We start from the raw sequence: 26,101 nt of genomic DNA, 5'->3' as shown, positions 1-26,101 counted from the left end.
GTGATGACGAAAGCGGCTTACTCGGCGAGCGCCCAGTTGCCGTCCTTGATCTCCAGCATCTTGAACGCCGTGAGATCGAGGCCGAGGTGATCGGTCGGCGACATGTTCACGACGCCGCCGGTGCCGATGAAGTTCTTGGTCTTCTCGATTTCATCGCGCACCTTGGCCTTGTCCTTCGCGCCGCCGGCACGCTTCATGGCTTCGACCATGATCATGAAGCCGTCGTAAGCGTGGCCGCCGAAGGTGGACACAGGCTGCTTGGTCTCCTGCTCGTACTTGGTCTTGTACGCGACGACGACCTTCTTTTGCGGGTCGCTGGCGGGGAGAATGTCGGCAACCAGCAATGCCGCTGCCGGCAGGCGCACGCCATTCGCGGCCGGGCCTGCAAGGTCGATGAACTGCTTCGAACCGACACCGTGGCTCTGATAGAGCGGCACGTTAATACCGAGCTGACGGTAGTTGCGGGTCACGATCGCCGGGCCTTGACCGAAGCCGGTGTTCACGACCGCCTGCACGCCCGCCTTGGCCTTGATGTTGGTAAGCTGCGGGGTCATGTCGCTGTCGCGCGGACCGTAGGTCTCTTCGTGCACAACTTCGATGCCGTATTTCTTGACCACGGTCAGGCACTGGTCACGCATGGATTTACCGAAAGCGTCGGTGCCGGAGATGATCGCGATCTTGGTGAGCTTACGCTTCTGAAGGTCCACGAAAATCTTTTCGCAGGCCATCAGGTCGGTGTGCGGTGTTTTGAAATTCCACTTGAACTTCGGATCTGCTGCAACCACCGCGCCGGCGAAATTGATCAGCGGAATCTTGGCTTCTTCCGCGAGCGGAATGATCGCCATCGTGGTCGCGGTGGTCGAACCTGCGAGCAACGCATCGACCTTGTCTTCCTCGATCAGGCGCGTCGCGAAGGTACGAGCCTGGTTCGGGTCGCCGCCATCGTCATAGATGACGAGCTGCAACTGCTGGCCGTTGATGCCGCCCTGCTTGTTGATCTCGGCGGCGTAGATTTCCAGCGTGCGCTTTTCGGGATCGCCGAGAAACGATGCCGGTCCGGTGACCGAAAGCACTGCGCCGATCTTGATCTGCGCGTCCGCGACGCTCGCGGAAGCAAACACAAAAACCGCAACCGCAAAAAGTTTACGGAGCAAGTTCATTTCATTCCTCCCATGGCTTTCGTCCGGCGATGCCGGGCGATTTTTTTGATCTTTTCGGAAGGCAAACGCGCGCGGATTTTTCCGCCCGCATCCTCCTCCCGCACATTCGCACCGTCGTTATGATTGCGGCGCGTTGACACTCGTTACGCAGAACCATATTAATTACCTGACCAACCGGTCGGTCAAGTCCGGAAACATAAAAAATCTTCGGCGGTTTACGGCGGCGACACGCAGCCGGACCGCACCGCAGAAACTGTTCGGGGACAGTATGGAAGAAACGCCAATTCTTTCCAGCGCGCGCGGCAATTTTCGCGTGATCACGCTCAACCGGCCGCAACGCCTCAACTCGTTCAACGAGGCGATGCATGCTGCACTGCAAGCGGCACTCGATGAAGCGGAACGCGACACGCAATGCAGGGCGCTGCTCGTCACCGGCGCGGGGCGCGGCTTCTGCGCGGGACAGGATTTGTCGGACCGCAATGTTTCGGGTGGCAACCGGCCCGATCTCGGCCACACCATCGGCACCTTCTACAATCCGCTGGTGAAGCGGATTAAGTCGCTGCCCTTCCCCACCGTTTGCGCCGTCAACGGCGTCGCGGCCGGCGCGGGCGCGAACATCGCGCTCGCGTTCGATATCGTGCTCGCGGCGCGCTCCGCCAATTTCATTCAGGCCTTCGCGAAGATCGCACTGGTTCCGGATTCCGGCGGAACGTGGTTCCTGCCGCAACTCGCGGGTGCGGCGCGCGCTCGCGGACTCGCGATGCTCGCAGAACCACTCTCCGCGGAGAAAGCGGAAAGCTGGGGCCTGATCTGGAAAGCGGTCGACGACGCCGCGCTGATGGAAGAAGCGGGAAGAATTTGCGAGCAACTTGCGAATGGCCCGACCACGGCGCTGGTCGAAATCCGTAATGCCCTCGCCGCCGCCGAAACCAACACGCTCGAACAGCAGCTCGAACTGGAGCGCAAGGTGCAGGCCGGTCTTGGTGCCGCCGACGATTACGCCGAGGGCGTAAAGGCTTTCATGGAAAAGCGCGGCGCTAAATTCTCCGCGCGGAAAGCAGGCTGATGGACGCGCTTGCCATTGCCAAAGCCTCCGCCGACAGAATGTGGGCGGACGACGAAGCGAGCCGTAGTCTCGGCATGGAGATCGTTTCGGTCTCTCCGGGCAAGGCCGCGATGACGATGACCGTCACCGACAAGATGGTGAACGGGCATAAGATCTGCCACGGCGGCTATATCTTCCTGCTCGCGGATTCCACCTTCGCCTTCGCCTGCAATACCTACAACCAGATCACGGTGGCGCAGCAATGCGCCGTCACTTTCATTCGCCCCGGCAAACTGGGCGACAAGTTGCGCGCGGATGCGGTCGAGATTTCAAAATCCGGCCGCTCCGGCATCTACGACATCACGGTCACGCGGCAGGACGGCACGGTGATCGCGGAATTCCGCGGACACTCACGCTCGATCGACGGCGAAATCGTACCCGGACTCACCTCATCCAACGGTAGCGGCCATGCTCGATAAGTCTTCCTATCAACCCTATGGACTGGAGCCGATCGAGCGCGCATCGCGCGACGAAATATCCGGCCTGCAAGAGAAGCGCCTGCGCTGGACGCTGGAGCACGTCTACAACAACGTGCCTGCTTACAAAAAGAAGTTCGACGCCGCGGGCGTAAGTCCCGCCGACTTCAAGCGGCTCGAAGACCTGGCTAAGTTTCCTTTCACGGTGAAAAGCGACCTTCGCGACAACTATCCCTTCGGCATGTTCGCCGTGCCGCAGGAGAAAGTCGTGCGCATCCACGCTTCCTCCGGCACCACCGGTAAGCCGACCGTGGTCGGCTACACGCAGAACGACATCGACACCTGGTCGCATGTGATGGCGCGCTCGATCCGCGCTTCCGGCGGGCGGCCCGGCATGAAGGTGCATGTTTCCTATGGCTACGGACTCTTCACCGGGGGCTTGGGTGCGCATTACGGCGCGGAGAAACTCGGCTGCACCGTGATTCCCGTCTCCGGCGGCATGACCGAGCGGCAGGTGCAGCTCATCGAGGATTTCCGCCCGGAAATCATCATGGTAACGCCGTCCTACATGCTCGCGATCCTCGACGAGTATCGCGCGAAGGGACTCGACCCGCGCAAGTCGCCGCTGCAAGTCGGCATCTTCGGCGCGGAGCCGTGGACCAATTCCATGCGCGCGGAAATCGAGGAAGCGTTCGACATGGATGCAGTCGACATCTACGGCCTTTCGGAAGTGATGGGACCGGGCGTCGCCAACGAATGCGTCGAGACCAAAGACGGCCTGCATGTCTGGGAAGACCACTTCTATCCCGAAGTGATCGACCCGGAGACCGGCAAGGTGCTGCCCGACGGCGAGAAAGGCGAACTGGTCTTCACCTCGCTCACCAAGGAAGCCTTCCCGATCATCCGCTACCGCACGCGCGACCTGACGCGGCTGCTGCCCGGCACCGCGCGTTCGATGCGGCGCATGGAGAAAGTCACCGGCCGCTCCGACGACATGATGATCATCCGCGGCGTCAATGTGTTCCCGACGCAGATCGAGGAGTTGCTGCTTCGCTGCGGCCAGCTTGCGCCGCACTACCAGATCGAACTCACGCGCGACGAACGGCTCGACGTGATGCTGCTGATGGTCGAAGCGCGCGAAGGCGCGGCCGAACACGAAAGCACGGCCGAAGGCACAAAACTTGCGGACCTGATCAAGAACAACATCGGCGTTTCCGCCAAAGTGAAAGTTTCCGCACCCGGCGGCGTGGAGCGCTCCGCAGGCAAGGCGCGCCGCATCATCGACAAGCGGCCGAAGGCATAAAAAATGGCACGTCCCCGCGCCGCCGATTACGACGGCAAACGCAAGGCGATCCTCGATCGCTCGGCAAAGCTGTTCGCGAAAAACGGCTACGACCGCACCTCCATGGCGGAGGTGGCCGCCGGCTGCCGCGTGTCGAAGGCGCTGCTCTACCACTACTACACCAGCAAGGACGAATTGCTGTTCGACATCCTTCGCGCGCATCTCGACGACCTGATCGCGGCCGTGCGTGCGGTGGATGAGAAGCTGCCGCCGCGCGAGCGGCTGCGTGCGCTGGTCGGTGCCCTACTCGGCGCCTACAAGGATGCCGACCACCAGCACAAGATCCAGATCAACGAATTGTCTAAGCTGGCGGCGGCGAAGCGTACACAACTGATCGCGCTGGAGCGCGAACTGGTATTGATCTTCTCGTCCGCGATCGGCGCAGTGAACAGGAATATCGGCGCTACGCCGCGGTTGCTGAAGCCGGTGACGATGTCGCTGTTCGGCATGCTGAACTGGCATTACATGTGGTTCCGCGAAGGCGGCGCCATGAGCCGCGAAGAATACGCGGACCTCGCCACGCAGCTTCTGATCGAAGGCGCAGCGTCGCTTGAACAAGCAAAGCCCGCCACGCGCCGCGCGAGCTAGTTTTCGCTAGACCTGGTCGAAATCCACGGCGACCTTCTTCGTGGTTGGCCGCGCCTGACAGGTGAGCACAAAGCCCGCCTTCATTTCCCAGTCTTCCAGCGAATAGTTGTGCTCCATCTGCACGTCGCCATCTGTCAGCTTGGCGCGGCAGGTGCAGCACATGCCGCCCTTGCAGGAGAACGGCAGGTCGAGACCGGCGCGCAATCCGGCATCGACGATGGTGTCGCCTGCCTTCATGGGCACGTCGTACTGGATGCCGTTCAGCGTAATGGATGCGTTGACGTCCACGTCGTCCGCAATCGCTCCCGCCGGCTTCTTCACCGCTACCGGCAGTCCGTCGGTGGAGAAATACTCGACATGGATACGCTTCGGATCGAGACCGTAGTCGCGCAGCGCTTCCTCGCCTTCCTTGATCAGCCCGCCGGGGCCGCAAAGGAATGCATGGGCGATCCTGCTTGCCGGCATCGAAGCCTTCAGCAGGTTCGTGATCTTGTCCCGGTCCAGCCGTCCGCTGAGCAGCGCGATTTCCTGCGGCTCGCGGGAAAGCACGTGGTGCACGACGAGGCGGTCGAGGAACTGGTCTTTCAGGTCTTCGAGCTGATCCTTGAACATGATGCTGCGCGCATTGCGGTTGCCGTAAACCAGCACGAAACGGCTTTTCGGCTCGCGCGTCAGCATGGTGCGGATCATGGAATTGATCGGCGTGATGCCGGAGCCGGCGGCGACCGCGAGATAAACCCGCTCCTCGTCCGGCGCAGGCGCGACGCCAAAGCGGCCCTGCGGGGTCATCACTTCTATCTCGTCGCCCGCACGCAGCTTTTCGTTGACCCATGAAGATACGTTGCCGCCATCCACCTTCTTCACGGCGATGCGCAACTCGTTGTCATCCATGCCGGCGCAGATCGAGTAAGAGCGGCGCAGTTCGTTGCCGCTCTCTTTCAGGCGTAACGTCAGATGCTGGCCCGGATGAAAGCGGTAGGCGTCGCGCAGCGCGTCGGGAATGTCGAAGGCGATCGAAACCGCATCCGGCGTTTCGCGGCGAAGATCCGAGACTTTCAGTTTATGGAATTCGATCGACATGGCGGCTTCAGATGCACTTGAAGTAATCGAACGGTTCGGCGCAGGACTTGCAACGCCATAGCGCCTTGCAGGAAGTCGATCCGAATTCGGCGATGCGTTCGGTGTCCGGCGACTTGCAGTGCGGGCACTCGACGCTTTCCTCGCCGAACAGCGCGCGGCGGCCGGCATTCGCGGCCGGCGGTGCGATTCCGAATTCGCGAAGCTTCTCCTTGCCCGCCTCCGACATCCAGTCGGTGGTCCAGGCCGGAGACATCACGGTCGTCACTTTCGGTTTCGCGAAGCCCGCGCGCTCCAGTGCAAGCTCCACTTCCAGCGTGATCATGTTCATCGCCGGGCAGCCGAGATAGGTCGGCGTAATCAACGCCTCGACCTTGCCCTCGCCGCTCACGCGCACGTCGCGCAATACGCCGAGGTCTTCTATGGTCAGCACCGGCAATTCCGGATCGACCACGGAAGCGGCAGCGGCCCACGCGCGTTCGCGGATGCGCGCCGCGTCGATGTTTTCAAGCACTGCGCTCACCAGTGTGCTCCCGGATAGGTGCGCTGGAGAAACTGCATATCGGCGAGGATGAAACCGAGATGCTCGCTGTGACGCCCGCTGCGGCCGCCGGTCTGCGCGAAGCTCCGCGGTGGCGTCTTCAGGCCCGCTTCTGAGAAGACGCGGTTAGCCGTTCGCTCCCATTCACCGCGAAGGCTTGCGGGATCGACGGCGATGCCGCGCTCGATCAGCGCGCGTTCCACTTCGTCGCTTTCGAACAGTTCGGTCGCGTAGGCATAAAGCTCGTCCAGCGCCGCCTGCGCGCGCTCATGGCTTTCTTCGGTGCCGTCGCCGAGACGGATGACCCATTCGCCGGAATGGCGGACGTGATAGGCCATTTCCTTCTCGGCCTTCGCAGCAATCGCCGCAAGCGTTTCGTCCTTCGATTTCGCGAGCGCGACATAAAGCGGGTGCGCGTAAGCCGCGAACAGAAGCTGCCGGATCATGGTCGCGGCGAAATCGCCGTTCGGCTGCTCGACCAGCAGCACGTTCCGCCAGTCCTTCGCATCGCGCAGATAGGCGAGCTTGTCCTCGTCGCGGCCCTTGCCTTCAACTTCGCCCGCATAAGTATAGAACGCTCGCGCCTGCCCGATCAGGTCGAGGCCCATGTTGCCGAGCGCGAGGTCTTCTTCCAGCGCGGGCGCATGACCGACCCACTCGGACAGACGATGGCCGAGGATCAGCGCGTTGTCCGCGAGGCGGAGCGCATAGGCAAAGAGCGGCGTCTCGGTCATTCTTTCCTCTCGCGCATCCTTCGAGACGGCCGCGTTCCGCGGTCTCCTCAGGATGAGGTTTCATTTTCATCCTCATGGTGAGGAGCGATGCGAAGCATCGCGTCTCGAACCATGAAGCTGTGAACTCACATGTGCCCGACTTCGTCGGGGATGTCGTAGAAGGTCGGGTGACGATAGATCTTCGAAGCCGTCGGCTCGAACATCACGTCCTTGTCGGCCGGATCGGACGCCGTGATTGCATTCGACGGCACCACCCAGATCGAAAGACCCTCGCCGCGGCGCGTGTAGACGTCGCGCGCGGCCTGCAACGCCATCGTCGCGTCGGTCGCATGCAGGCTGCCCACATGCCGGTGCGAAAGTCCGTTCTTCGAGCGGATGAACACTTCCCAGAGCGGCCAGTGCTGTTCGGTTTTCTGTTCGGTCATGCTGTCACCTATTCCGCGGCGACTTTCGCAGCGGCTTCGCGGTTGCGGCGTTTCTCGGCGAAAGCGAGCGCTGCCTCGCGCACCCAGCGGCCATTGTCGTGGGCCGCGCGGCGTTGCTTCATGCGCTGCTTGTTGCAGGGACCGTCGCCCGCGATCACGCGCTTGAATTCGGTCCAGTCGATCTCGCCGAATTCCCAGTGGCCGGTCTTCTCGTTGAACTTCAGGTCCTTGTCGGGGAATTCGAGACCGATGAAGTGGCCCTGCGGCACGGTCGCGTCGATGAATTTCTGGCGCAGGTCGTCGTTGGAGAAGCGCTTGATCTTCCAGCGCATGGTCTGGTCGGAATGCTGGCTGTCGCTGTCGGACGGGCCGAACATCATCACCGAAGGCCACCACCAGCGGTTCAATGCGTCCTGCGCCATCGCCTTCTGTTCCGGCGTGCCGCGCGCGAGCGCCATCATGATCTCGTAGCCCTGACGCTGGTGGAAGCTTTCTTCCTTGCAGATGCGGATCATCGCGCGCGCGTAAGGACCGTAGGAGCAACGGCACAGCGGGATCTGGTTCATGATCGCCGCGCCGTCCACCAGCCAGCCGATCGCGCCGATATCGGCCCAAGTCAGCGTCGGGTAGTTGAAGATCGACGAATACTTCGCCTTGCCGGAGAGCAACTGGTCGAAAAGCTGCTCACGCGAGGTGCCGAGCGTTTCGGCGGCCGAATAGAGATAAAGCCCGTGGCCGCCTTCGTCCTGCACCTTGGCGAGCAGCGCGGCCTTGCGGCGCAGGGTCGGCGCGCGCGTGATCCAGTTTCCTTCCGGCAACATGCCGACGATTTCGGAATGGGCATGTTGCGAAATCTGTCGCGTCAGCGTGCGGCGATAAGCTTCCGGCATCCAGTCGTTCGGCTCGATTTTGAGCTCGGCATCGACATGCTCCTGAAAGCGGGCTTCGAGCACGGGATCGCTCGCGGCGGTCGCCTCATCCTTGACGTTCAGGGCTTGGGTATACATCGGCGCCTCGCAAAGGGATGCCAGTTTATAACCGCTATAATACGTTACAGAAATTTTCAGAGTCAATAATTACTGTAACGTATTTTAGGGCCGCCCTATTGCAGCGCGGCAAAGCGTTGGCCGAGCGTGGAATTCGGCTTCGGCAGGCTGTGCGTTTCGTCGGCCTGACAGCCGTCCAGAAAACGCTCGGAGCCTTTCAGCACGCGCGAATAGACAGCCGCCGCGAGCTTGCGCGCCTCCTCGCCGGGCCAGCCGTCCGGCAATAGGCCGGGAGCGAGCGCCGGATCGCGCAGCACGATGCGGCGGAACTCCTGAACCAGCATGAGGCGCACGATCAGCGCTTCGCTATCTTCAAGCACTTCGCCCTTCGCCAGCGCATCGCGCATTTTCCGGAACAACGAGATAAAGTCCCGGTAGCGCCCGGCGATCTCGTCGAGATTGTAGGAGGCGCGGAGAATCTCGGCGGCCTCAGGGGACGCGCCTATCTCCAGCACATGAATTCCTTTTGCCCCCTTCGGCAGGGAGGCCGGGGCGGCGGAAACGTAAGTCACCGCATTGAACTGCGCGAAACCCGCCGCTTCGAGCGCCTTGCGTTGTAATGCGCGATTCGAGGGTTCTCCGTTCAGCAAAGCGAGGCGGATCGAGCGCGCCGGATCGCTCGTGCGGGCGAAGTAAATGCGCCGCGTCGCTTCCGCGAATTCACCCTCGCCGCGCTTCGACAGGCGATAAAATGTGTTGCGGCCAACCTTCCTGCGCTCCAAACATTCTTCGGTGGTAAGCCGCGAGATCGCGGTACGCACAGGACCGGCGTCGATGCGGAACAAGTGCATGATCCGCGTGATGTCGCCGAGCGAAAGGCTGCCGCCGCGCGGCACGATGGCGTCGCCATATAAGGTAACGATCAGCGAGCCGGCGCGCACCGGCTTCCGGCGGTTGAAGGCGGCGATAAGCTCGCGGACCAGCCCGTTCATTTCCATTCCCGGCCATCAGGTGCGCGCACCTTATATTGCAGCCGCACAGCGCGAAACCGGCCTGAAGGCGCAGACGCACCTTTTCGCTGACCGGCCGGTTGGTCTATAATCCTCTCAGACACAAGCCGCGAAAAGCGGCGGCCATGCGGGGTGGAAATCATGAGCGCTGTTCTTGAAAGCTATGTTTGCGGCCGCTGGATCGCGCCCGCCGCGAACTTCGTGGAAATTCCGAGCGCCATCGACGGTTCGCTGATTGCTAAGACCGGAAGCGGCGGCATCGATTTCGCGCAAGCCGTGCGTTATGCACGCGAGACCGGCGGAAAAAATCTCCGTGCGCTCAACTTCCATCAGCGCGCGGACATTCTCAAAAAACTCGCGGCGCATCTCACGGAGAAAAAAGAACCGCTCTACGCGCTCGCGGCCCATACCGGCGCGACGAAGCGCGACAACATGGTGGATATCGAGGGCGGCATCGGCACGCTGTTCGCCTATGCCTCGCGCGGACGGCGCGACCTTCCCGGCGAGAAATTCATCGTCGAGGGACCGAACGAGGCGCTCTCCAAGGGCGGCAAGTTCGCGGGCACGCATATCCTGACGCCGCGCGCGGGCATCGCGGTTCACATCAACGCCTTCAACTTTCCGGTTTGGGGTCCGCTGGAAAAATTCGCGCCCGCGTTCCTTGCCGGCATTCCCGTCATCACCAAGCCCGCGACCGCTTCGGCCTATGTCAGCGAAGCCATGATGCGGCTGATCGTGGAATCGAAGCTGCTGCCTGATGGCGCATTGCAGATGATCTGCGGCCCGACCGGCGACCTGCTCGATCACCTGAACGGACAGGACAGCCTGTGCTTCACCGGCTCGATCGAGACTTCGGACAAGCTCCGTAATCATCCGGCCGTGTCGAAAAACGCCGTGCGCTTCGTCGCCGAGCGTGACTCGTTGAACGCGGCGGTCCTCGGCACCGATGCCACGCCCGGCACGCCAGAATTCGATCTCTTTATTAAAGAGGTCGTGCGCGAAATGACGGTGAAGGCAGGACAGAAATGCACCGCCATTCGCCGGGTCTTCGTGCCGCGCGCACAGGAAACCGCCGTCATCGACGCGCTGAAAGCACAGCTTTCGGCGATCAAGGTTGGCGACCCCCGCGCGGAAGATACCCGGATGGGCGCGCTGGTGAGCCTCTCGCAGAAGCGCTCGGTACAGGAGAAGGTCCGCGAGATCGCGAGCGAGTCCGAGATCGTGTTCGGCGATCCGGCCACCTCAGGTACCGGCGACGCGGCGCTGAAAGGCGGCGCGTTTATTTCGCCGGTATTGCTACGCTGCGCAAAGCCGATGGAAGCCAAACGCGTGCACATCACAGAAGCGTTCGGTCCGGTCGCGACCGTGATGGCATACGACACGCTCGATCAGGCCATCGAGCTTGTCGCGAAAGGCGAAGGCAGCCTTGTCGCGTCCGTTTTCACCTACGACCCTGCGGTCGCGTCCGCACTCGTGTTCGGTATTGCGCCGTATCACGGCCGCCTGCTTGTCATCGACCGCGACAGCGGCAAGGAATCCACCGGACACGGCTCTCCGCTTCCGAACCTCGTGCATGGCGGACCGGGCCGCGCGGGCGGCGGCGAAGAACTCGGCGGCATGCGCAGCGTGCATCACTATCTGCAACGCACTGCGATTCAGGCCTCGCCCGATCGCATCGTCAGCCTCACGAAGGACTGGAGCAAGGGTGCCGCGACCATCGCCTCGCAACAGCATCCGTTCCGTAAGGATTTCGATACGCTCGTGATCGGCGACACGCTGGAGAGCGCCGCACGCAAGGTCACGCTGGACGACATCGAGCATTTCGCAAATTTCACCGGCGATACTTTCTACGCGCACATGGACGAAGCAGCTGCGAAAGCGAACCCGTTCTTTCCGGGCCGTGTCGCGCACGGCTATCTGATCCTGTCGTTTGCGGCGGGACTTTTCGTCGAGCCAGCGCCGGGTCCCGTGCTTGCAAATTACGGCCTCGACAATCTGCGTTTTCTGAAGCCCGTTTCGCCCGGCGACGACATTCGCGTGCGTCTCACGGTCAAGCAGAAGCAGGCCGCGCGCAAACCCGAATACGGCGAGGTGCGCTGGGACGTCGAGGTGTTCAATCAGGAAAGCGAAACCGTCGCGCGCTACGAATTGCTGACCATGAACGCTCGCGGGGCGCAAAGCGTTACGCAGTAACGCCTCGCAGTTATCGCCCGAAACGCACCGGCACCGTGAGGCTTAAGCTCCTGCCATTACTTAGCGTGGGCGGTGGCGCGGGCAGCGGACTCGCGCGGCGCACCAGCGATACCGCCTCGGCATCGAGCGCGCTATTCCGTGCGCCACGAACCAGCCGTGCCGACAATACCCTTCCCGTAGGATCAATCGTGAACGCGACGACCGCGGTGCCGGTGGTGCCGCCCGCAGGATAGCGTTTGTAGCGATTGAGCTGCGCCATCACCGCGCCGCGCCAGGTTGTGTGCGAGACGTTGCTGCGCTCGGTGTGTCGGGGAACGGGAGCTGCAACATTGTTCGCACGCTTCACTTGCGTCTTGGGAGCGGCGGTGGTTTGCGGCGCGGCCTTCTTCTGTATCTTCTGCAATTCCGGCTGCTTGTCCGGCTGGTCCTTGCGCGGTTCTTTTTCCGGTTCTTTCGGCGCGGGCGGCGGCAATTGCAGTTCCGCCTGCGGTTTCTCCGGCAGGTCGAGCTTCTCCGCAGGCGCCTCCGCTTTTGGCGGTGCGGCCTTCTGCTGTGCCTGCAGCATGTTCGGACCAGGCGCGATGTCGAGCGGTGTCGGTTCCGGCGCAACCGCGACCGGCGCAAGCTCGATCATCACTGCAGGCGGCGGGTCGCCCGCGGCATCGCGCGAGCCTGGCCAGTATAAAACCGCCGCGGCACCCGCCGTATGCAGCAGCAACACGATCGCGCCGGCGGCAAACCAGCGGACGATGCTTTCGTCCTCCGTCGCGAAAGATTCAAGCCGCATGGTGCGGGCAGAATTCATTTCACCTGCTCAAGCCCCACGAGAGCGATTTTCAGATAGCCTGCGTCGCGCAGCAAGTTCATCACATTCATGATCTCGCCGTATGGAACTGTGCGGTCGGCGCGCAGAAAAATGCGGCGTTCGCGGTCTTTTTCGCTTCTTAGATCGAGCGCGGCCTGAAGGCCGGTGCGGTCCACCGGCTCGTTATCAATGACCAGTGACAGGTCGTTCTTCACCGTCAGAAATACGAGCTTGTCCGGCTTATTCTGTTTCTGCGCGTTCGAAGCAGGAAGATCGACTGCAACATCAACCGTTGAGAGCGGCGCGGCCACCATAAAGATGATGAGCAGTACCAGCATGACATCGATAAATGGCGTGACGTTGATCTCGCTCAGTTCGTTGAGATCGTCGTTCTCGCCGTTTCCGTTGAACGCCGCGCCCATCGTCAGCCTCCCGCACGCGCGCGCTGCTTCGGCTCCGGCGTGATCGCGCGTTCGTCGAGTGCCCGCGACAGATGAATCATCGTCATCGCCGAGAGGTCGCTCAGCGCGAGGCGATAACCGCTGATGGCGCGGGTGAACACGTTATAGATAATCACTGCGGGGATCGCCGCGAACAATCCAATGGCGGTCGCGAGCAACGCTTCGGCAATACCCGGCGCCACGACCGCAAGGTTCGTGGTCTTCGACTGACTGATTCCGACGAAAGAATTCATAATGCCCCACACGGTACCGAACAGGCCGACAAAAGGCGCGGTTGCGCCGATGGTCGCCAGCAGGCCGGTGCCGCGGGTCATTTTCCGTGCCGCGCGCTGCTCGATGCGCGACAGGGCGATGCCCGCGCGCTCTTTCACGCCCTCGGCCGGAAGCCCAATGGAGTTTTCGTACTCGGCATCCGCAGCCTGCAGCAAAAGTCCGGATACGCTCCTGTTTTCCGAGAATTCGCCGGCCGCCTTGCGCAGGCTCCCGGCCGCCCGGACTTTTGCCATTGCCGCATCGATCGTGCGTCTTGCCCTGAGTAGTTCGATGCCCTTCGCTAGCCAGATCGTCCATGTGACGAGCGAAGCAAAGAACAGACCGACGATGACGGCTTTCACCACCAGATCGGCCTGCACGAACATTCCCCATGGCGAAAGATCATGAGGAATCGTGGCAATCACTTCCGTCTGCGCAAATGCATTTGACGAAACGACTGCCGCCGCCATCGGGCCGATTACCCGTGCAAAAATCTGTCGGTGTTTCACGTTACTGCCTCTCCGTTCCGCCGCCGCTCAAAAAGCGCCCTTGAAGTAGTCTTCGTCGCGATCGTTGTTGAAGGCTTTCTTGTAATCGTCTTCATTCATGCCGCGCCGCCAATACCCTATCGCAAGCAACTGGCGTGGCGTCATCCCTCGCTCATGCCGGAAATGGGCGCGAACCGTGCGTATAATTTCGGACTCGCCGCCCGCCCATACAAACGCGTTAGCGTTCGTTGGCCACCATGCGTTTAGCGCGCAATCCTGCAACGCTTCGGACCGCTCGCCGGCCGAAGCATCGCGGTACAACCAGGTGATCTCCAGGTTCAGTGGATGCGATATTATCTGCCGCTCATCCCGGTTTGGAATTTCGATAATCGCACGGCCGCGTGCCGAAGACGGCAACCCGGAAAGCATGTTTGCAATCGCGGGCAATGCGCTCTGATCGCCAACAAACAGATACCAGTCGGACTCGCGCAGCGAGCGTCCGCCCGGTCCGCCCACGCCCAGTTGGTCGCCGGGCTTTGCGCGCGATGCCCAGTTCGCGGCAGGGCCGTCACGGCCATGCAGAACGAAATCAATCGAGAGTTCGCCGCGGCGCGCATCGAACGCGCTGACGCTGTATGTACGCACTGTGGGACGCCGCGGATGGTCGGGCCAGATTGCGCCGCCATTCGGGCCTTTGAGCGGCCATTCCGGTTCTGCCGCTCCCGGCGGTGGAATCACGAGCTTGATATTCGGGCCGCGGCCGAAACCTTCGATCTCGTCCCCGCCGACGATCACGCGCTTCATGCGCGGGGTCAGCATTTCCGTTCGCAGAACCTGCAATACACGAATGTCGTTATAGCGCTTGAGGCGGCTATCGGCCGTTTCGGTAATCATCATGATGGCGATTGGGCTGTGTTGTTGATGGGCCGGTCGGCGATGATCTGGAGAAATCCCTGGCTGCAACGCTCCACGCGCGCATCGACACCATAAGTTTCGGCCAGCGTACGCGCGCTGATCGCTTCCTCAGGCGTTCCGTCTGCGATAACGCGGCCTTCGTGCAGCAACAGCACGCGGTCGGCATATCGCGCAGCCAGCGCAAGATCGTGCATGACCGCAACGACGATACGCCCCTTGCGCGCAAGGCCGCGGATGATGTTCATGACTTCGAGTTGATGACGCAAATCAAGCGCGCTGGTCGGTTCATCGAATAGCATCAACAACGGCTGGCGGACGATCGCCTGCGCGATGCCGGCAAGTTGGCGTTGACCGCCGGAGAGACGGTCGAGCGGTTGCAATGCCTGTTCCAGCAAGCCAGCCTTCGCCAGCGCAGATGCCGCGCGTTCCTCGTCGTTCTGCGTCTCGCCGCTTGCATTTGCGGATGCTGGCACCGCGCGCAACGCACTGAGTACGGTTTCGATAACAGTCAGTCCCCTGCCCGCAGGCAGGCTTTGCGGCATGAACGCGACCAGTTGCGACCGCGCGGCGGGGCTGAGCGCGAGCAGGTTTTTCTCTCCGAGCCGCACTTCGCCGCTTGCCGAAATCAGCCCGGCGATAGCGCGCAACAACGTGGATTTCCCCGCGGCGTTGGGGCCAACCAGCGCAACCATTTGTCCCGCCTGCACGGAAGGGATGGAGAGACCGCGCAGCACGATCTTTTCGCGATACCCTGCTTCTAGCGCGCGGATGTCCAATGAAACCGTCATGCGCGATACCGCCGCTGCATCACGAGCCAGAGAAAGAACGGAACCCCGATTAGTGCGGTGACGATCCCGATGGGAATGATGACTCCCGGCAGAATCGTCTTGCTCGCGATGGACGCGGCCGACATCAGAAGCGCGCCGCACAACGCGCTGCCAGGCAACAGGAGGCGATGATCTTCACCAACCAGCATCCGCGCGATATGCGGACCTACCAGTCCGATGAAGCCGATGGTGCCGACGAAAGCCACGGCAAAAGATGTCAGCACGGCAATCCTGAACAACGAAAACAGCCGCAGCCGCTCGACGCGCACACCGAAGCTGCGGGCGCGCTCGTCACCCATGCGCAGCGCCGTCATCTTCCAGCTCGCCGCCATCGAGAACGGGGCGACCAGCGCAATCGCAGCGGAAAGATAGGCGATCTTGGTCCAGTCGGCGCGCGCCAGATTGCCCATGGTCCAGAATACGAGCTGCTGTAAGGTCTGCTCGCTGGCGATGAACTGCAGAAGTTTCACGAGCGCTTCGAATGCGAAAAACATCGCGATTCCGAACAGCACGAGGGTTTGCGCGCTGGCACCGAAACGCTGCGCCATGAATTGCAACAGCACAGTCGATGCAAAGGCAAAGACGAATGCGTTCCCGGAAATCAGCCAGTTCGCGGGAATACCCGGCAGGCTGTAGCCGAGCACGATACCCATGCCCGCGCCGAACGCCGCCGCATGGGAGATGCCGAGCGTAAAGGGACTCGCCAATGGATTGTCGAGGATCGTCTGCATCTCCGCTCCCGCAAGCGAGAGCGCAACGCCGACCGCGACCGCCATACAGGCGGCAGGCAAACGCACTTCCCAGAGAATGACGTATTCCGTGCGCGACAATGTCGATGGCGCAGCCAAGCCTTTCAGCGCCTGCGAGAAGGTCAGCGCGGACGGGCCGGTCAGAAGATCGGCGCAAAATACGGCAGCGACCGCCGCCGCCAGCAGACAGAGCAGCATGATGCGCAGCCGCAGGAACCGCCGGTACGCCACGACGGTATCCGAAATGGTTTTCTCTTCCGCCAACGCAGACACGCTACCACTTCCGATCTTTAGCGCTTCTCCGGCTTCAGGCTTACGAAATAAACTCCATCGAACGGCACCGCCAGAAACCGTGCATTGATTTCGGCGAGGGTTTTGCGCGGATCTACGTCCGCGAACAATTCAGGATGAAACCACTTCGCGAACGCCTCGATGGCAATAATATTGAGTGGCGAATTATAGAAGTGGTGCCACAGACCATACACCCTGCCGTTGGCGACAGCGGAAAGCGTGTTGATGCCTTTTTCCTCGGCGATGGTTTGCAACGCCTTGCGCGCGTCGTCTTCTGTAACATAGGTGCCGATGGCAAGACCGCGGTTGATCGCGTGGGCCCCGCCGGTCGCAATATAGATGTCGGGATTGCGTTGAATTACATATTCCAGATTCACCTGCCCTGTCGCACCGGGCAGAATATCCGCCGCGATATTACTGCCGCCTGCGAAGACAATGTACTCGCCGAGATTACCCTTTCCCGGCGAAGGACAACATTCCCACAGACGCGCATGCATGTGCATGAAAACAGTGGGGCGCTTCAGCTTTGCTTCGGCGATCCGCTTCGCGATCAGGTCGAGCCTGTCCTGATAGAACTTAATGTAGGCGCTCGCCTTTTCTTCCTGACCCAGCAACTTTCCGAGGATTGCGATGCTCGCAACCGAATTCTCGAGCGGCTTGTCGTGGAAATCAATGAACACTACGGGAATCCCGGCCGCTTCGAGCTGGCGCACCGCTTCCGCCGATCTGGCGGACGGCCCATGACCGCCGCTGAAAATCGCGACATCGGGACGAATGGAAAGCGTGCGTTCCACGGAGAACGTGCTTTCGTTCGTGATGCCAATCAGGGGGATTTTGTCGATCGCGGGATTTTTGCTGCGAAATAATTCGTAGGTTTTGGAATCCAGCCGCTTCAGGTCGCCGAGCCATCCCGCGACCAGCGACACCGGGTCCGGGTGCAACAGCGCCAGCGCCGTAAGCTGCCGCCCCTCGCCGAGCACGACATGGCGCACCGGCAGTTTCACCGTGACTTTTCTCCCCGCGATGTCGGTGAGCGTTACTTCCGATTGCGACCACGCGGGCGAGCCGGCGCAAATGGCGACGCAAAGCGCGGCGGCAAAAAGCCAGCAGAAATATTTCACAGAACGCATCACTTCACAGGTTTCCTGATCTGGAAGGCAAAACGGTATGCCTTAATGGCCGACAGCAAGGTCACAGAGTTGTGGGTCTCGTTCGGTATCTCTTCGAAGCGGACCGACAGCCCGCGTTCCTTGAGGCTTGCGAGCCGTTCCGCCATTTCGCGCGCATCGCCCACCATCCGCCGCTCTTGTAAACGTATGGCGATGTCCTTTGCGTCTTTCGCGGACGCCTGATCCGGGGTCACGGTCTGCTCAAGACCGCCGACCATCAGGAAAACACTGACGCTGTTCAGCGCGGGCTTGCGCGACAGGAACTCCGCGGACGTCTTCAGGATGGCGCGGTCCGCCCACCAGATCGACGGACTCGCCGAGATGTAATTCGCGAACGTGCCCGGCCGTGTGAGTAAGGCATGCAGCACAAACAGCCCGCCGAAGGAATGGCCGTAGATGGATTGCCGCGAAGGACTCGTTTTGAACTCGGCCTGGATCGCGGGCTTCAATTCCTGCTCGATGAAATCGAGGAAGCGTTCGGCGTCGCCGGTATCTTCCGGCTTCAGATAGGTGCCGCTATTCGGCGTGGCCTTGGCCGGCGTGTAGTCGCGAGAACGGCGGCGCATGTCGAGCAGGTTGTCAGTCGGATAGCCTACGGCAACCACAAGTCCCGGCTCGAAACCGGAAAGCTCGTTGCGTCCGGAGTGACTTCTGCTGAGTGTCGAGAACAGCGCTGCAACCGAGTTTCCATCGAGGGCATACAAAACGGGGTAGCCGCTTTCCGGTGCGGGTGCTTGCGGCTTGATAATAAAGACCCGGTAGATATCACGGTTCTTCGCAGTGATGGTCCGCTGCTCTACATTTTTCAGAACGTAAGCGTCGCTGCTTTGCGCATAGGAATGTGGCGCAACAACAATGAAGAACAACGCCAGAATAAAAGCACTAAACCCTTGGGCGATGCCCAAGGGTCCAGTAGTCCGGCGTTGAAAGCGGTTTTCTACCACTTCGTACTCACCTTCAGGTTCCATGCACGCGGTTCGCCGTAGAAATTGAACAGCGCGACGCTACCGACGCGGGAATAGTAAACCTCGTCGAATAGATTGGTGATGGTGAACGTGCCCTGCACGTTCTGGCTTACTTTATAGCCAATCTGCATGTCAGCGACGATGTAACCGTCTTCCGAGACGCGCGCCGCCGGCGTCGTGCCCGTATAGAACTCACTCACATAGCGGCCGCCCAGACCGATATGGAAGTTGGTGAGAGGGCCATCGAGGAAGGTGTACTTGTTCCAGACGTTGAAGACGTGCCGTGGCTGGTAGGTGCGGAAGTCACCGGTGCCGCCGCTGAGGAATTGCGTCTTCAGATTGGTGTAGCCCGCATACACTTCCCATTCCGGCGTCAGCTTGCCGCTGATCTCGAATTCATAACCCGAGATCGCAACCTGGCCCGCGTTGACGAAGACACCCGGCATACCTGTCACCGCCAGCGCGCGGTTGTTGTCGCGGATTTCGAACAGCGCGAACGAGGTGTTGAGACGTCCGCCCATGAACGAACCCTTCAGGCCGGCTTCATACTGAACGCCCTCGCGCGGGTCGATCAGGTTGCCGCCGGCGTCGCGTTCGGTTTGCGGCGCGAAGATGCTGGTGTAGCTCGCATAGGCGGAAATGTTTTTGGTCAGATCGAGAACGATGCCACCGTATGGTGTTACCTGACCATTGATGTCGATCGTGTTGGTCACCGCATTGGTGACGAGGTTCAACGTGCGCGCCTCGTAGTAGCTGAGACGGCCACCGCCGATCAGCGTGATGCCATCGACAGGCTTCAGCCGGAGCTGGCTATAGATGCCATACTGCGACGGATTCTGATTGGTGCGGTTGTTCAGCGTGTCTGCAGGCTCCGGCACGCTATACGGATTGAAAGAGTAGATGTTGTACGGCCCGCCACCGACGGCCGTACTCGTCGGCGCATACTGGGTCAGGTCATGCGCCTTATATTCGGCACCGATGACGAAGTTATGCGTCTGGCCGAACAACTGGAACGGCGTCGAGAGGTGAAGATCCGTGGAGAGATGCTGCTCCCACCAACGTCCCGCGGTAAGGCTGAGACCACCCGTGATCACGCCGGTCGCGGGGTTGGCACCGCTCGCGGCCTGCACATACTTGTAGTCGATGAAACGGTCGGTGTAGCGCACGGCCGCTTTAATATGACCGCCGTTCTGGAGGCGGTGCGTGAGTTCGGCAAGATATTCATTGGACCAGTTGTCGAACCGGTTCCAGCTTGCGCCGACGAAAGTGGAGCGCGGCACGCCGGTATAGGTGATCGGGTTGGTCGCAAACATCGGAAGGCCGTTGAAGGGCAGAATATCCCGCTCCTGCCGCCACAGCGAGAACGAGAACGTCGTGTTCTCGGTGAAGTCGACATCAATCGTGCCGTAACCGAACCAGACCTGATTGTGATTCAGATCTACGAACGTATCCCGATCCTGGAACGCGCCGACGACACGTGCGCGCACTGTCTTCGCTTCGTTCAGCGGGCTGGTAACATCGAGTTCGATACGCTTGTTGCTCCATGAGCCGTAGCTCACGTTCGCAAGCGCTTGGAAATGATCGAGCGGCGACTTTCGGACCAGGTTGATCACGCCGCCCGGACCGGAGTTGTTGCCCGAGGTTCCACCGAAATAGAGACCTGCCGGCCCCTTCAAAACTTCGACGCGGTCGAACATAAACATGTCGATCTGCGTTCCGAGAATACTGGAGTTCGGCGCGTACAGACCGTTGACGAGAACGTCGGTTTCGTAACCGCGGATGAAAATACTGCTGCGGCCGGTATCGTTTTGCAGAATGACGCCACCAGCGGTGTTGCGCATGACGTCTTCGAGCTGGTTGAGATTCTGATCGTCCATGCGCTGGCGCGTAACCACGCTCACCGATTGCGGGATTTCGCGCACATCGAGGTTCTCTTTTCCCCCAACGGTCGTGCGCGGAGAATTGTAGGTGTCCTGACCTTCAGTCCTCAATCGATCGGGACGCTGCTGATCGACGACGACTGTATCAAGCGAGATGTTTTGACCGCTCGCGGTTCCCATCATGCAGACAGTCAACATGGTCGTCGCGGCGAGCGCAGCGGAGAAACCCGCCAGCCCACGCTTCACATCGGAATACATTGCACGCCCCCAGTTAGAACGCTTCTAAGCGCTTGTTTTTAAGTGTCTTTTTGTACAGTCATTGGGGAGCGAGGTGGCGGAGGCAACGTTTGTTTAATCACTAATTCCGTTTGTCGGAGCTTCAAGTGCGACATCGGAGACGCGCTTGCTTACAGTTCTTCTAAACTAAGCAGCTCTGCAATTTCGGATGGTTCTGAATTACACATCTCTTATTGTGCTTGCCGACTGCATCCAATATCCACGAATGCACCTTTTCGAACGGGATTGCGGCTGTGGGTTTTCCTTCAGATTTTCACAGCGAACTAAGAGAAGTCACTGTCGACGATCTCGCGTCGTCCTCGCAGCTTGCCGGAACCGGCTTCAAGGTTACCGACCCTGATCTTTCCGACAAGGATGTCGCTCTGCGCGGCGACTATCAGTTGGTCCGGCTGCGCTCAGGACTAATCCTGCACGCCACCGACACCTACGACACGCATGACCTCACAAACGAAATTCTGCAGCACGCGGGAATAACCTGCTCGATTTTCCTGCGCGGGCGCGTTGCAGTTCGAATGGGTGACCGGCAATTCGAAATGGGGCCGGGAACAAAGGCCGGGCCGCGTGATCTCGAAGGAACTGTTATTTCCCGTTCGCGCCCGGAGCGTTTTGTCCGCTGCTCGCGCCGCGGCACGCATATCCGCAAGGTCAACGTAACGGTTTCACCGGAATGGCTAGAGCGGGACGAACTCGGCCTCGGCGGCTACTCGACTGCGATTTCCCGTTTCGCAGCCGATCATCTTAATTGCGTTCGCTGGAAGCCTTCGGCGCGCCTCGTTTCCATAGCGGAGCAGATTCTGAATCCGCCGCCCTATGCCACGATATTGCGTGACCTCTATCTGGAGAGCCGTGCTATCGAAATCGTAGCAGAAGCGATGCACGCCATATCCAATCCGGACCCATTCGTTCCGAACGGTCTCTTAAAGCCCAGAGAGCACCGGCGCCTCGCCAATCTTCGCGAATATCTGGTCGAGCACATGGACGATACGCTCACATTGAATGTCATCGCGCGCGAGGCGGGGATGAGCGCGAACACGCTGCAGCGTCTTTTCCAGATGGCTTACGGCGTGACGGTTTTCGAATATGTGCGCCGGCTCAAACTGCAACGCGCACGTCAGGCTATCGAGCGCGAAGGTGTCAGTGTAACCGAGGCCGCCCATATCGCCGGCTATACCAGTGCGGCAAACTTCTCTACCGCCTTCAAACGGCTGTTCGGCGTATCGCCGAAGACCGTGCGCTCGACATTCTGACGCCGGTTCCGTTTCCGGCCGAGGCGTGTAGTGAATTACTCTATTATAAGCGTTTAGAAGCTTTTGGAGCGCTTGCGCTGCCGTGCCTATCGCCCGATAGGACTTGACAATCGTTGAGCCGCTTGACGCTTCTGTCATTAAAACGATTATACCTGTTCCGATCATTCCCTAAATTAGAAGACAAGAAATGGCGCGCAGAGTTTTGATTCTTGGCGCTTCGTATGGCTCGTTGCTGGGCACGAAGCTGCTGATGGCAGGCCACAACGTAACGCTGGTTTGCAGGCAAAAGACCGCGGATCTCATCAACCGGGAAGGCACGGAAGTCCGGCTGAAACTGCGCGAGGAGCCTTCGCATCGTTCTATCTTTTCGCGCGACCTGCCGGGCAAGCTGGACGCAGCCGCGCCGCAGAATGTCGATGTGTCGCGTTATGATCTGGTTTGCCTTGCGATGCAGGAGCCGCAATACGCAAACCATACGATCCGCGTACTGATGGTGAAGATCGCGGAAGCGCGGCTGCCTTGTCTTTCGATCATGAATATGCCGCCCCTGCCCTATCTGAAACGCATTCCGTCGCTCGCGAAAATGAACCTGGAAGAAGCCTATACCAACGCACAGGTATGGGATCGTTTCGAGCCGGGGCTGGTTTCACTGTGTTCGCCCGACCCGCAGGCATTCCGGCCGCCGGAAGAACCGGCCAATGTGTTGCACGTCGGGCTGCCCACGAACTTCAAGGCGGCGCTCTTTGCCGACGACCGCCACAACGCAATGCTTCGCGAACTCGACGCCGGCATTTCCGCTTTGACGCTGGACGGTCACGACGTCCCGGTGAAGCTGAAGGCTCACGACTCGTTGTTCGTGCCGCTAGCTAAATGGTCGATGCTGCTCACCGGGAATTATCGCTGCATCACCCTTGGTGAACCGCGCTCTATTCGCGACGCAGTGCATGAGAATCTCGCGCTCTCGAAATCCATCTACGATCACGTCGATAACATCGCACGCCGTCTCGGCGCCGATCCGGCGGATCAAGTACCGTTTGAGAAATACGCGAAAGCTGCAGAAAGCCTGCTCAAGCCGTCATCGGCGGCGCGTGCGGTCGCGGCCGGCGCGCCATTCATCGAGCGGGTCGATCTGCTGGTGAAGCTGATCTCCAAACAGCTCGACATGCCAAACGCGGAGATCGACCGCACGGTCGAGATCGTGGATCAGCGACTTAGCGAACGTATCGTACCGGGCTGAAGCGCAAACGATCTGGGAGGGAATCTTTGTGCTGGAACAGGACTGCCTTGCGCGGAAGTACGAATGTTACCGGCCAAGCGATAACTAGCGTCCTCTGCAAATTGCAAAATCTGCTGCCGGTGCATTGAAAATGTTTGCTGCATTTACGATCGAGAACAGATGCCTTGCATGATCAGAACCGAATCCGAATTCGGCATAAGCCAGCGCACCAAGCATTAGAATCTCCGCGGCAGCGATAATGGCGACCACGCCATAGGATAAGCGGAAATGAGCAAACCCAAGGCGGTTGCCCAGGAAATCCCGCACGCGCGACGACAACGTCAATCCCTGGCTTGCAATTAAAGCTGCTGCGATACAACAACCCATCGCGATCTCCCACGCCTAACCGAGCACTGATTTTAGCCAAACCTTCTTTTCGTTGCCGTCCTCCGGAGCCACTTCTGTTTCCGCAGCCGGAGCAGGCGCCACCGCTTCGCTGAAGCGCTCGAAGAATTCCGTTGCAAGTTTCTTCGCAGTCGACTCGATCAGGCGCGAACCAAGTTGCGCGAGCTTGCCGGCGATCTCGGCCTTAACTTCGTAATTCAGATTGGTGGCCCCACTATCCTCAGCGAGTGAAACCCTCGCACCGCCCTTGGCAAAACCGGCGACGCCACCCGAACCTTCGCCCGTAATCGTGTAACCGTTCGGCGGGTCGAGATCGGAAAGCGTAACCTTTCCGTTCATGGTCACCTTCACCGGCCCGACCTTGAATATGACCGTTGCCGTCATTTCGGTATCGGAAAGCTTCTCGATTTTTTCGCAGCCCGGAATCGAACGCTTCAGAATCTCGACATCGTTCAGCGCAGCCCACACTTTCTCGCGCGAAGCCTCGATTCGCTGGGTTCCGGTCATATCCATTGCATTACCCTTTCATTGCCTGCGCGGCGGCCGCGCTTCGATCGTGTTTTCGGCGGCTTACGGCGATAATTTCCGCAAGGATCGACACCGCGATTTCATCGGGCGTGATTGCGCCGAGATCAATTCCCGCGGGCGCCTTGAACTTTGCGAGTTGTTCCTCGCTCATGCCGTCTTTTGCGAACTTTTCACGCAGTGCAGTTGCTTTCCGGCTGCTACCGACGAAGGCGACATACTCGGCTTCTACCGAGAGCGCGGATTTCAGCGCGGCTTCGTCGCCTTTACCTTGCGTGGAAACGATGATGTAGCGGACCGCATCCTGTTTGACCGGCAGCACATAACTTTCAATGCGGCGGTCGGCTTCCGCAAAATCGGCTTGTTCCGGCGGCGGCGCGCAGACGGTGATCGAAAAACCGGTATGGCGCGAGAGTGACGCGATCACCACCGCAACCGGACTTGAACCGCAGATCACAAGTTCAGGACGCGGCAACACCGGCTCGACGAAAATATCCATCGTACCCTGACTCGGACACATGTTCTTTGCGAACTTTACGCCTTCGCGTTCCTCGCCCGGCTCGACGCCGTGTTCCTGCAACACGTCCGGCGGCTGCACCGAAATCAGGCGCGGCTTGCCGTCGGCGAGCGCATCGCGTGCCGCTTTCAGCACTGCCGACCGTGCGCAACCGCCGCCGATCCAGCCTTCCGAGATCGTGCCGTCCGGCTCGATGACCGCTTTCGCACCCGCTTTCGCTGCGGTGACTGAGACCGTACGTACAACCGTCGCCAGCGCGAAGGGGTGACCCTTGGCCTTCAGTCCGGAAACGAGTTCGAGAATGTCGCGCGCGTGTTCCATGCTCAGATTCTCGCGAGATACGGTTCCAGCGCGGCAAGGCTTTCGAGATTGTGCGCCGGTGCGAATAAATCGACATAAGACAGCGCCGCTTTCATGCCGCGGGCGCGCGGCTCATAGTCTTTCCAGCCGATCAGCGGGTTGAGCCACACGATGCGGCGGCAGCGGCGGCGCAGTTTCCGCATCTCTTCGGCGAGTACTTCCGGCTCTCCGGTGTCATAGCCATCCGATACGATCATGACCGCAGTGCGCGAGTTGATAACGCGACGCGCATGCCAGCGATTGAACGTGGCCAGACTTTCTCCGATTCTGGTGCCGCCGCCGATACCTTGCGCCATCAACGACAGCCTATCCACTGCGCGGCCGACATCCTGATCGCGCATCGATGCGGAAACATGCGCAAGGCGCGTATGGAATACGAAAGCCTCTGCCTCGCGGAACGCATCGACGATGCCGTGAAGGAAACGAATGAAGAAAGCAGTGTAGAGATTCATCGAGCCGGAGGCGTCGAGCAACACGACGAGCCGAAGGGGCTTGTCTTTTCGCTTCCGCCAGAAGAGATCGATAAGCGTGCCGCCATGCGAGACGTTGCGGTGGATGCTCCGGCGAATGTCGAGCCTTCGGCCGCGGTTGCGAATTTGCTGACGCCGCACGAGCCGCGCACGCATAGCCTTTGCAAGATGCTCCGCGAGCCTGTGTGCTTTCGCCATGTCGGCAGGGTCTGCGAGATGACGAATGTCGATACGGGCAATATTCTCGGCGCGAGAAGCGCCCTCGGTGGCTTCGCTACCCCCCGCTACACCACTGTCATCGCCAAGCAGGCGTTCTGTCTTGTCCGGTATTCCTTGCGGCTCTCCTTCTTTCGGGGAAACCTGCCGAAGCGAAACCGACTTGCTTTGCGACGCTGCCGCGTTGACCTGCTGAATCTGGCGCACATAACGTCCATGCCAGTAGCCGTCGAAAATCGGATCGAATCTTTCCCAATCGGAATGATTGGCACAGAACAGCGTACGAAACGCGGCTTTCAAGGTTTCGGCGCGCTCTGCCGCGCCGGAAGCAAACAATGTCAGCGCGTCGCGCGTTTCAGCATGACCGACGCGAAACCCGTTATCGCGCAATGTACGCGCAAAGCCCGCAAGACGCTCGCGCGCGGCAATGCCGATCGTTTCTGCGGAGATTTTCGCGGCTGACGCCATT

27 protein-coding genes are annotated in these 26,101 nt (G+C 60.3%); 7 read left to right on the top strand and 20 right to left on the bottom strand.

Going from position 1 to position 26,101, the window contains the following annotated elements; translation table 11 throughout:
• Positions 1-17 precede the first annotated feature (17 nt).
• Positions 18-1,160 carry an ABC transporter substrate-binding protein gene (locus tag KF794_03260; GenBank protein ID QYK45728.1) on the bottom strand — a complete coding sequence of 381 codons (1,143 nt, stop codon included), beginning with the start codon at positions 1,158-1,160 and terminating at the stop codon, positions 18-20.
• A 268-nt stretch (positions 1,161-1,428) separates the two neighbouring features.
• Between KF794_03260 and paaG the strand changes: the two genes are divergently transcribed.
• The 4 genes from paaG to KF794_03240 are packed head-to-tail and all read left to right on the top strand — an operon-like array spanning position 1,429 to position 4,611.
• The gene (gene paaG, locus KF794_03255; GenBank protein ID QYK45727.1) at positions 1,429-2,226 is read left to right on the top strand and encodes a 2-(1,2-epoxy-1,2-dihydrophenyl)acetyl-CoA isomerase PaaG; all 798 of its coding nucleotides are present in this window, start codon (positions 1,429-1,431) and stop codon (positions 2,224-2,226) included.
• A gap of 38 nt (positions 2,227-2,264) precedes the next feature.
• Positions 2,265-2,684 (top strand): hydroxyphenylacetyl-CoA thioesterase PaaI, encoded by a 420-nt coding sequence (gene paaI, locus KF794_03250; GenBank protein ID QYK46577.1) that lies wholly within the window; start codon positions 2,265-2,267, stop codon positions 2,682-2,684.
• Positions 2,674-3,984, top strand: coding sequence for a phenylacetate--CoA ligase (gene paaF / locus KF794_03245; GenBank protein ID QYK45726.1), 1,311 nt, complete (start codon positions 2,674-2,676; stop codon positions 3,982-3,984). Before paaI ends, paaF begins: the two co-directional genes overlap by 11 nt.
• A gap of 3 nt (positions 3,985-3,987) precedes the next feature.
• A complete protein-coding gene (locus tag KF794_03240) occupies positions 3,988-4,611 on the top strand; it encodes a TetR family transcriptional regulator (GenBank protein QYK45725.1) in 624 nt (207 codons plus the stop codon).
• A gap of 6 nt (positions 4,612-4,617) precedes the next feature.
• Here KF794_03240 and paaK read toward each other — a convergent pair whose 3' ends face one another.
• The 6 genes from paaK to KF794_03210 all read right to left on the bottom strand — a co-directional run bounded on the left by paaK (position 4,618) and on the right by KF794_03210 (position 9,366).
• Positions 4,618-5,691 carry a phenylacetate-CoA oxygenase/reductase subunit PaaK gene (gene paaK, locus KF794_03235; protein QYK45724.1) on the bottom strand — a complete coding sequence of 358 codons (1,074 nt, stop codon included), beginning with the start codon at positions 5,689-5,691 and terminating at the stop codon, positions 4,618-4,620.
• A gap of 7 nt (positions 5,692-5,698) precedes the next feature.
• On the bottom strand, positions 5,699-6,211 hold the full coding sequence (gene paaJ / locus KF794_03230) for a phenylacetate-CoA oxygenase subunit PaaJ (protein ID QYK45723.1): 513 nt from the start codon (positions 6,209-6,211) through the stop codon (positions 5,699-5,701).
• Positions 6,208-6,963, bottom strand: a complete 756-nt coding sequence (paaC, locus tag KF794_03225; protein QYK45722.1) for a phenylacetate-CoA oxygenase subunit PaaC — start codon at positions 6,961-6,963, stop codon at positions 6,208-6,210. Before paaC ends, paaJ begins: the two co-directional genes overlap by 4 nt.
• Positions 6,964-7,088: 125 nt before the next feature.
• The gene (gene paaB, locus KF794_03220; GenBank protein QYK45721.1) at positions 7,089-7,388 is read right to left on the bottom strand and encodes a 1,2-phenylacetyl-CoA epoxidase subunit B; all 300 of its coding nucleotides are present in this window, start codon (positions 7,386-7,388) and stop codon (positions 7,089-7,091) included.
• An 8-nt stretch (positions 7,389-7,396) separates the two neighbouring features.
• On the bottom strand, positions 7,397-8,395 hold the full coding sequence (gene paaA, locus KF794_03215; GenBank protein QYK45720.1) for a 1,2-phenylacetyl-CoA epoxidase subunit A: 999 nt from the start codon (positions 8,393-8,395) through the stop codon (positions 7,397-7,399).
• Positions 8,396-8,490: 95 nt separating this feature from the next.
• A complete protein-coding gene (locus KF794_03210) occupies positions 8,491-9,366 on the bottom strand; it encodes a phenylacetic acid degradation operon negative regulatory protein PaaX (GenBank protein QYK45719.1) in 876 nt (291 codons plus the stop codon).
• Between the two features lie 159 nt (positions 9,367-9,525).
• Here KF794_03210 and paaZ point away from each other — a divergent pair, with 159 nt between their 5' ends.
• Positions 9,526-11,577, top strand: a complete 2,052-nt coding sequence (gene paaZ, locus KF794_03205; GenBank protein QYK45718.1) for a phenylacetic acid degradation bifunctional protein PaaZ — start codon at positions 9,526-9,528, stop codon at positions 11,575-11,577.
• 10 nt (positions 11,578-11,587) lie between these two features.
• Here paaZ and KF794_03200 read toward each other — a convergent pair whose 3' ends face one another.
• From KF794_03200 to KF794_03160, 9 genes are all read right to left on the bottom strand, one after another.
• Complete coding sequence (locus KF794_03200) at positions 11,588-12,382, bottom strand: energy transducer TonB (GenBank protein ID QYK45717.1); 795 nt, start codon at positions 12,380-12,382, stop codon at positions 11,588-11,590.
• Positions 12,379-12,804, bottom strand: a complete 426-nt coding sequence (exbD, locus tag KF794_03195) for a TonB system transport protein ExbD (protein ID QYK45716.1) — start codon at positions 12,802-12,804, stop codon at positions 12,379-12,381. The genes KF794_03200 and exbD overlap by 4 nt, the downstream gene beginning before the upstream one ends.
• A 2-nt stretch (positions 12,805-12,806) precedes the next feature.
• Positions 12,807-13,565 carry a tonB-system energizer ExbB gene (gene exbB / locus KF794_03190; protein ID QYK46576.1) on the bottom strand — a complete coding sequence of 253 codons (759 nt, stop codon included), beginning with the start codon at positions 13,563-13,565 and terminating at the stop codon, positions 12,807-12,809.
• A 66-nt stretch (positions 13,566-13,631) separates the two neighbouring features.
• The gene (locus KF794_03185) at positions 13,632-14,480 is read right to left on the bottom strand and encodes a siderophore-interacting protein (GenBank protein ID QYK45715.1); all 849 of its coding nucleotides are present in this window, start codon (positions 14,478-14,480) and stop codon (positions 13,632-13,634) included.
• Positions 14,477-15,286, bottom strand: a complete 810-nt coding sequence (locus KF794_03180; protein QYK45714.1) for an ABC transporter ATP-binding protein — start codon at positions 15,284-15,286, stop codon at positions 14,477-14,479. Before KF794_03180 ends, KF794_03185 begins: the two co-directional genes overlap by 4 nt.
• A complete protein-coding gene (locus tag KF794_03175; protein QYK46575.1) occupies positions 15,283-16,272 on the bottom strand; it encodes an iron ABC transporter permease in 990 nt (329 codons plus the stop codon). The genes KF794_03180 and KF794_03175 overlap by 4 nt, the downstream gene beginning before the upstream one ends.
• A gap of 92 nt (positions 16,273-16,364) precedes the next feature.
• Positions 16,365-17,495, bottom strand: coding sequence for an ABC transporter substrate-binding protein (locus KF794_03170; protein QYK45713.1), 1,131 nt, complete (start codon positions 17,493-17,495; stop codon positions 16,365-16,367).
• Positions 17,495-18,502 carry an alpha/beta hydrolase gene (locus tag KF794_03165; protein ID QYK45712.1) on the bottom strand — a complete coding sequence of 336 codons (1,008 nt, stop codon included), beginning with the start codon at positions 18,500-18,502 and terminating at the stop codon, positions 17,495-17,497. Before KF794_03165 ends, KF794_03170 begins: the two co-directional genes overlap by 1 nt.
• On the bottom strand, positions 18,472-20,637 hold the full coding sequence (locus KF794_03160; protein ID QYK45711.1) for a TonB-dependent siderophore receptor: 2,166 nt from the start codon (positions 20,635-20,637) through the stop codon (positions 18,472-18,474). Before KF794_03160 ends, KF794_03165 begins: the two co-directional genes overlap by 31 nt.
• Before the next feature lie 272 nt (positions 20,638-20,909).
• Between KF794_03160 and KF794_03155 the strand changes: the two genes are divergently transcribed.
• Both KF794_03155 and KF794_03150 read left to right on the top strand, forming a co-directional pair.
• On the top strand, positions 20,910-21,923 hold the full coding sequence (locus KF794_03155) for a helix-turn-helix transcriptional regulator (GenBank protein ID QYK45710.1): 1,014 nt from the start codon (positions 20,910-20,912) through the stop codon (positions 21,921-21,923).
• A gap of 187 nt (positions 21,924-22,110) precedes the next feature.
• The gene (locus KF794_03150) at positions 22,111-23,160 is read left to right on the top strand and encodes a hypothetical protein (GenBank protein QYK45709.1); all 1,050 of its coding nucleotides are present in this window, start codon (positions 22,111-22,113) and stop codon (positions 23,158-23,160) included.
• Positions 23,161-23,244: 84 nt separating this feature from the next.
• Here the strand turns inward: KF794_03150 and KF794_03145 are convergent, their stop codons facing one another.
• The 4 genes from KF794_03145 to KF794_03130 form a co-directional block, all read right to left on the bottom strand.
• Positions 23,245-23,478, bottom strand: a complete 234-nt coding sequence (locus KF794_03145) for a hypothetical protein (GenBank protein ID QYK45708.1) — start codon at positions 23,476-23,478, stop codon at positions 23,245-23,247.
• A 63-nt stretch (positions 23,479-23,541) separates the two neighbouring features.
• Positions 23,542-24,057, bottom strand: a complete 516-nt coding sequence (locus KF794_03140; GenBank protein ID QYK45707.1) for a carbon monoxide dehydrogenase subunit G — start codon at positions 24,055-24,057, stop codon at positions 23,542-23,544.
• 4 nt (positions 24,058-24,061) lie between these two features.
• Positions 24,062-24,907: an XdhC family protein gene (locus tag KF794_03135; protein QYK45706.1), complete on the bottom strand. Its 846-nt coding sequence runs from the start codon at positions 24,905-24,907 to the stop codon at positions 24,062-24,064.
• Positions 24,908-24,909: 2 nt separating this feature from the next.
• Entirely contained in the window at positions 24,910-26,100 is a 1,191-nt protein-coding gene (locus KF794_03130) for a VWA domain-containing protein (GenBank protein QYK45705.1), read from the bottom strand.
• Position 26,101: the final 1 nt, after the last annotated feature.

The organism is Xanthobacteraceae bacterium (assembly GCA_019454205.1).
GTDB lineage: Bacteria > Pseudomonadota > Alphaproteobacteria > Rhizobiales > Xanthobacteraceae.
The sequence above is the reverse complement of the archived record's forward strand: the minus strand, read 5'-3'. Positions and strand labels throughout refer to the sequence as shown.

What these genes read in the sequence shown, in the direction of transcription:
- KF794_03260 (QYK45728.1), bottom strand. Translation starts at nt 1,160, where the DNA reads ATGAACTTGCTCCGTAAACTTTTTGCGGTTGCGGTTTTTGTGTTTGCT.
- paaG (QYK45727.1), top strand. Translation starts at nt 1,429, where the DNA reads ATGGAAGAAACGCCAATTCTTTCCAGCGCGCGCGGCAATTTTCGCGTG.
- paaI (QYK46577.1), top strand. Translation starts at nt 2,265, where the DNA reads ATGTGGGCGGACGACGAAGCGAGCCGTAGTCTCGGCATGGAGATCGTT.
- paaF (QYK45726.1), top strand. Translation starts at nt 2,674, where the DNA reads ATGCTCGATAAGTCTTCCTATCAACCCTATGGACTGGAGCCGATCGAG.
- KF794_03240 (QYK45725.1), top strand. Translation starts at nt 3,988, where the DNA reads ATGGCACGTCCCCGCGCCGCCGATTACGACGGCAAACGCAAGGCGATC.
- paaK (QYK45724.1), bottom strand. Translation starts at nt 5,691, where the DNA reads ATGTCGATCGAATTCCATAAACTGAAAGTCTCGGATCTTCGCCGCGAA.
- paaC (QYK45722.1), bottom strand. Translation starts at nt 6,963, where the DNA reads ATGACCGAGACGCCGCTCTTTGCCTATGCGCTCCGCCTCGCGGACAAC.
- paaB (QYK45721.1), bottom strand. Translation starts at nt 7,388, where the DNA reads ATGACCGAACAGAAAACCGAACAGCACTGGCCGCTCTGGGAAGTGTTC.
- paaA (QYK45720.1), bottom strand. Translation starts at nt 8,395, where the DNA reads ATGTATACCCAAGCCCTGAACGTCAAGGATGAGGCGACCGCCGCGAGC.
- KF794_03210 (QYK45719.1), bottom strand. Translation starts at nt 9,366, where the DNA reads ATGAACGGGCTGGTCCGCGAGCTTATCGCCGCCTTCAACCGCCGGAAG.
- paaZ (QYK45718.1), top strand. Translation starts at nt 9,526, where the DNA reads ATGAGCGCTGTTCTTGAAAGCTATGTTTGCGGCCGCTGGATCGCGCCC.
- KF794_03200 (QYK45717.1), bottom strand. Translation starts at nt 12,382, where the DNA reads ATGAATTCTGCCCGCACCATGCGGCTTGAATCTTTCGCGACGGAGGAC.
- exbD (QYK45716.1), bottom strand. Translation starts at nt 12,804, where the DNA reads ATGGGCGCGGCGTTCAACGGAAACGGCGAGAACGACGATCTCAACGAA.
- exbB (QYK46576.1), bottom strand. Translation starts at nt 13,565, where the DNA reads ATGGCGGCGGCAGTCGTTTCGTCAAATGCATTTGCGCAGACGGAAGTG.
- KF794_03185 (QYK45715.1), bottom strand. Translation starts at nt 14,480, where the DNA reads ATGATGATTACCGAAACGGCCGATAGCCGCCTCAAGCGCTATAACGAC.
- KF794_03180 (QYK45714.1), bottom strand. Translation starts at nt 15,286, where the DNA reads ATGACGGTTTCATTGGACATCCGCGCGCTAGAAGCAGGGTATCGCGAA.
- KF794_03175 (QYK46575.1), bottom strand. Translation starts at nt 16,272, where the DNA reads ATGCTGCTCTGTCTGCTGGCGGCGGCGGTCGCTGCCGTATTTTGCGCC.
- KF794_03170 (QYK45713.1), bottom strand. Translation starts at nt 17,495, where the DNA reads ATGCGTTCTGTGAAATATTTCTGCTGGCTTTTTGCCGCCGCGCTTTGC.
- KF794_03165 (QYK45712.1), bottom strand. Translation starts at nt 18,502, where the DNA reads ATGGAACCTGAAGGTGAGTACGAAGTGGTAGAAAACCGCTTTCAACGC.
- KF794_03160 (QYK45711.1), bottom strand. Translation starts at nt 20,637, where the DNA reads ATGTATTCCGATGTGAAGCGTGGGCTGGCGGGTTTCTCCGCTGCGCTC.
- KF794_03150 (QYK45709.1), top strand. Translation starts at nt 22,111, where the DNA reads ATGGCGCGCAGAGTTTTGATTCTTGGCGCTTCGTATGGCTCGTTGCTG.
- KF794_03140 (QYK45707.1), bottom strand. Translation starts at nt 24,057, where the DNA reads ATGGATATGACCGGAACCCAGCGAATCGAGGCTTCGCGCGAGAAAGTG.
- KF794_03135 (QYK45706.1), bottom strand. Translation starts at nt 24,907, where the DNA reads ATGGAACACGCGCGCGACATTCTCGAACTCGTTTCCGGACTGAAGGCC.
- KF794_03130 (QYK45705.1), bottom strand. Translation starts at nt 26,100, where the DNA reads ATGGCGTCAGCCGCGAAAATCTCCGCAGAAACGATCGGCATTGCCGCG.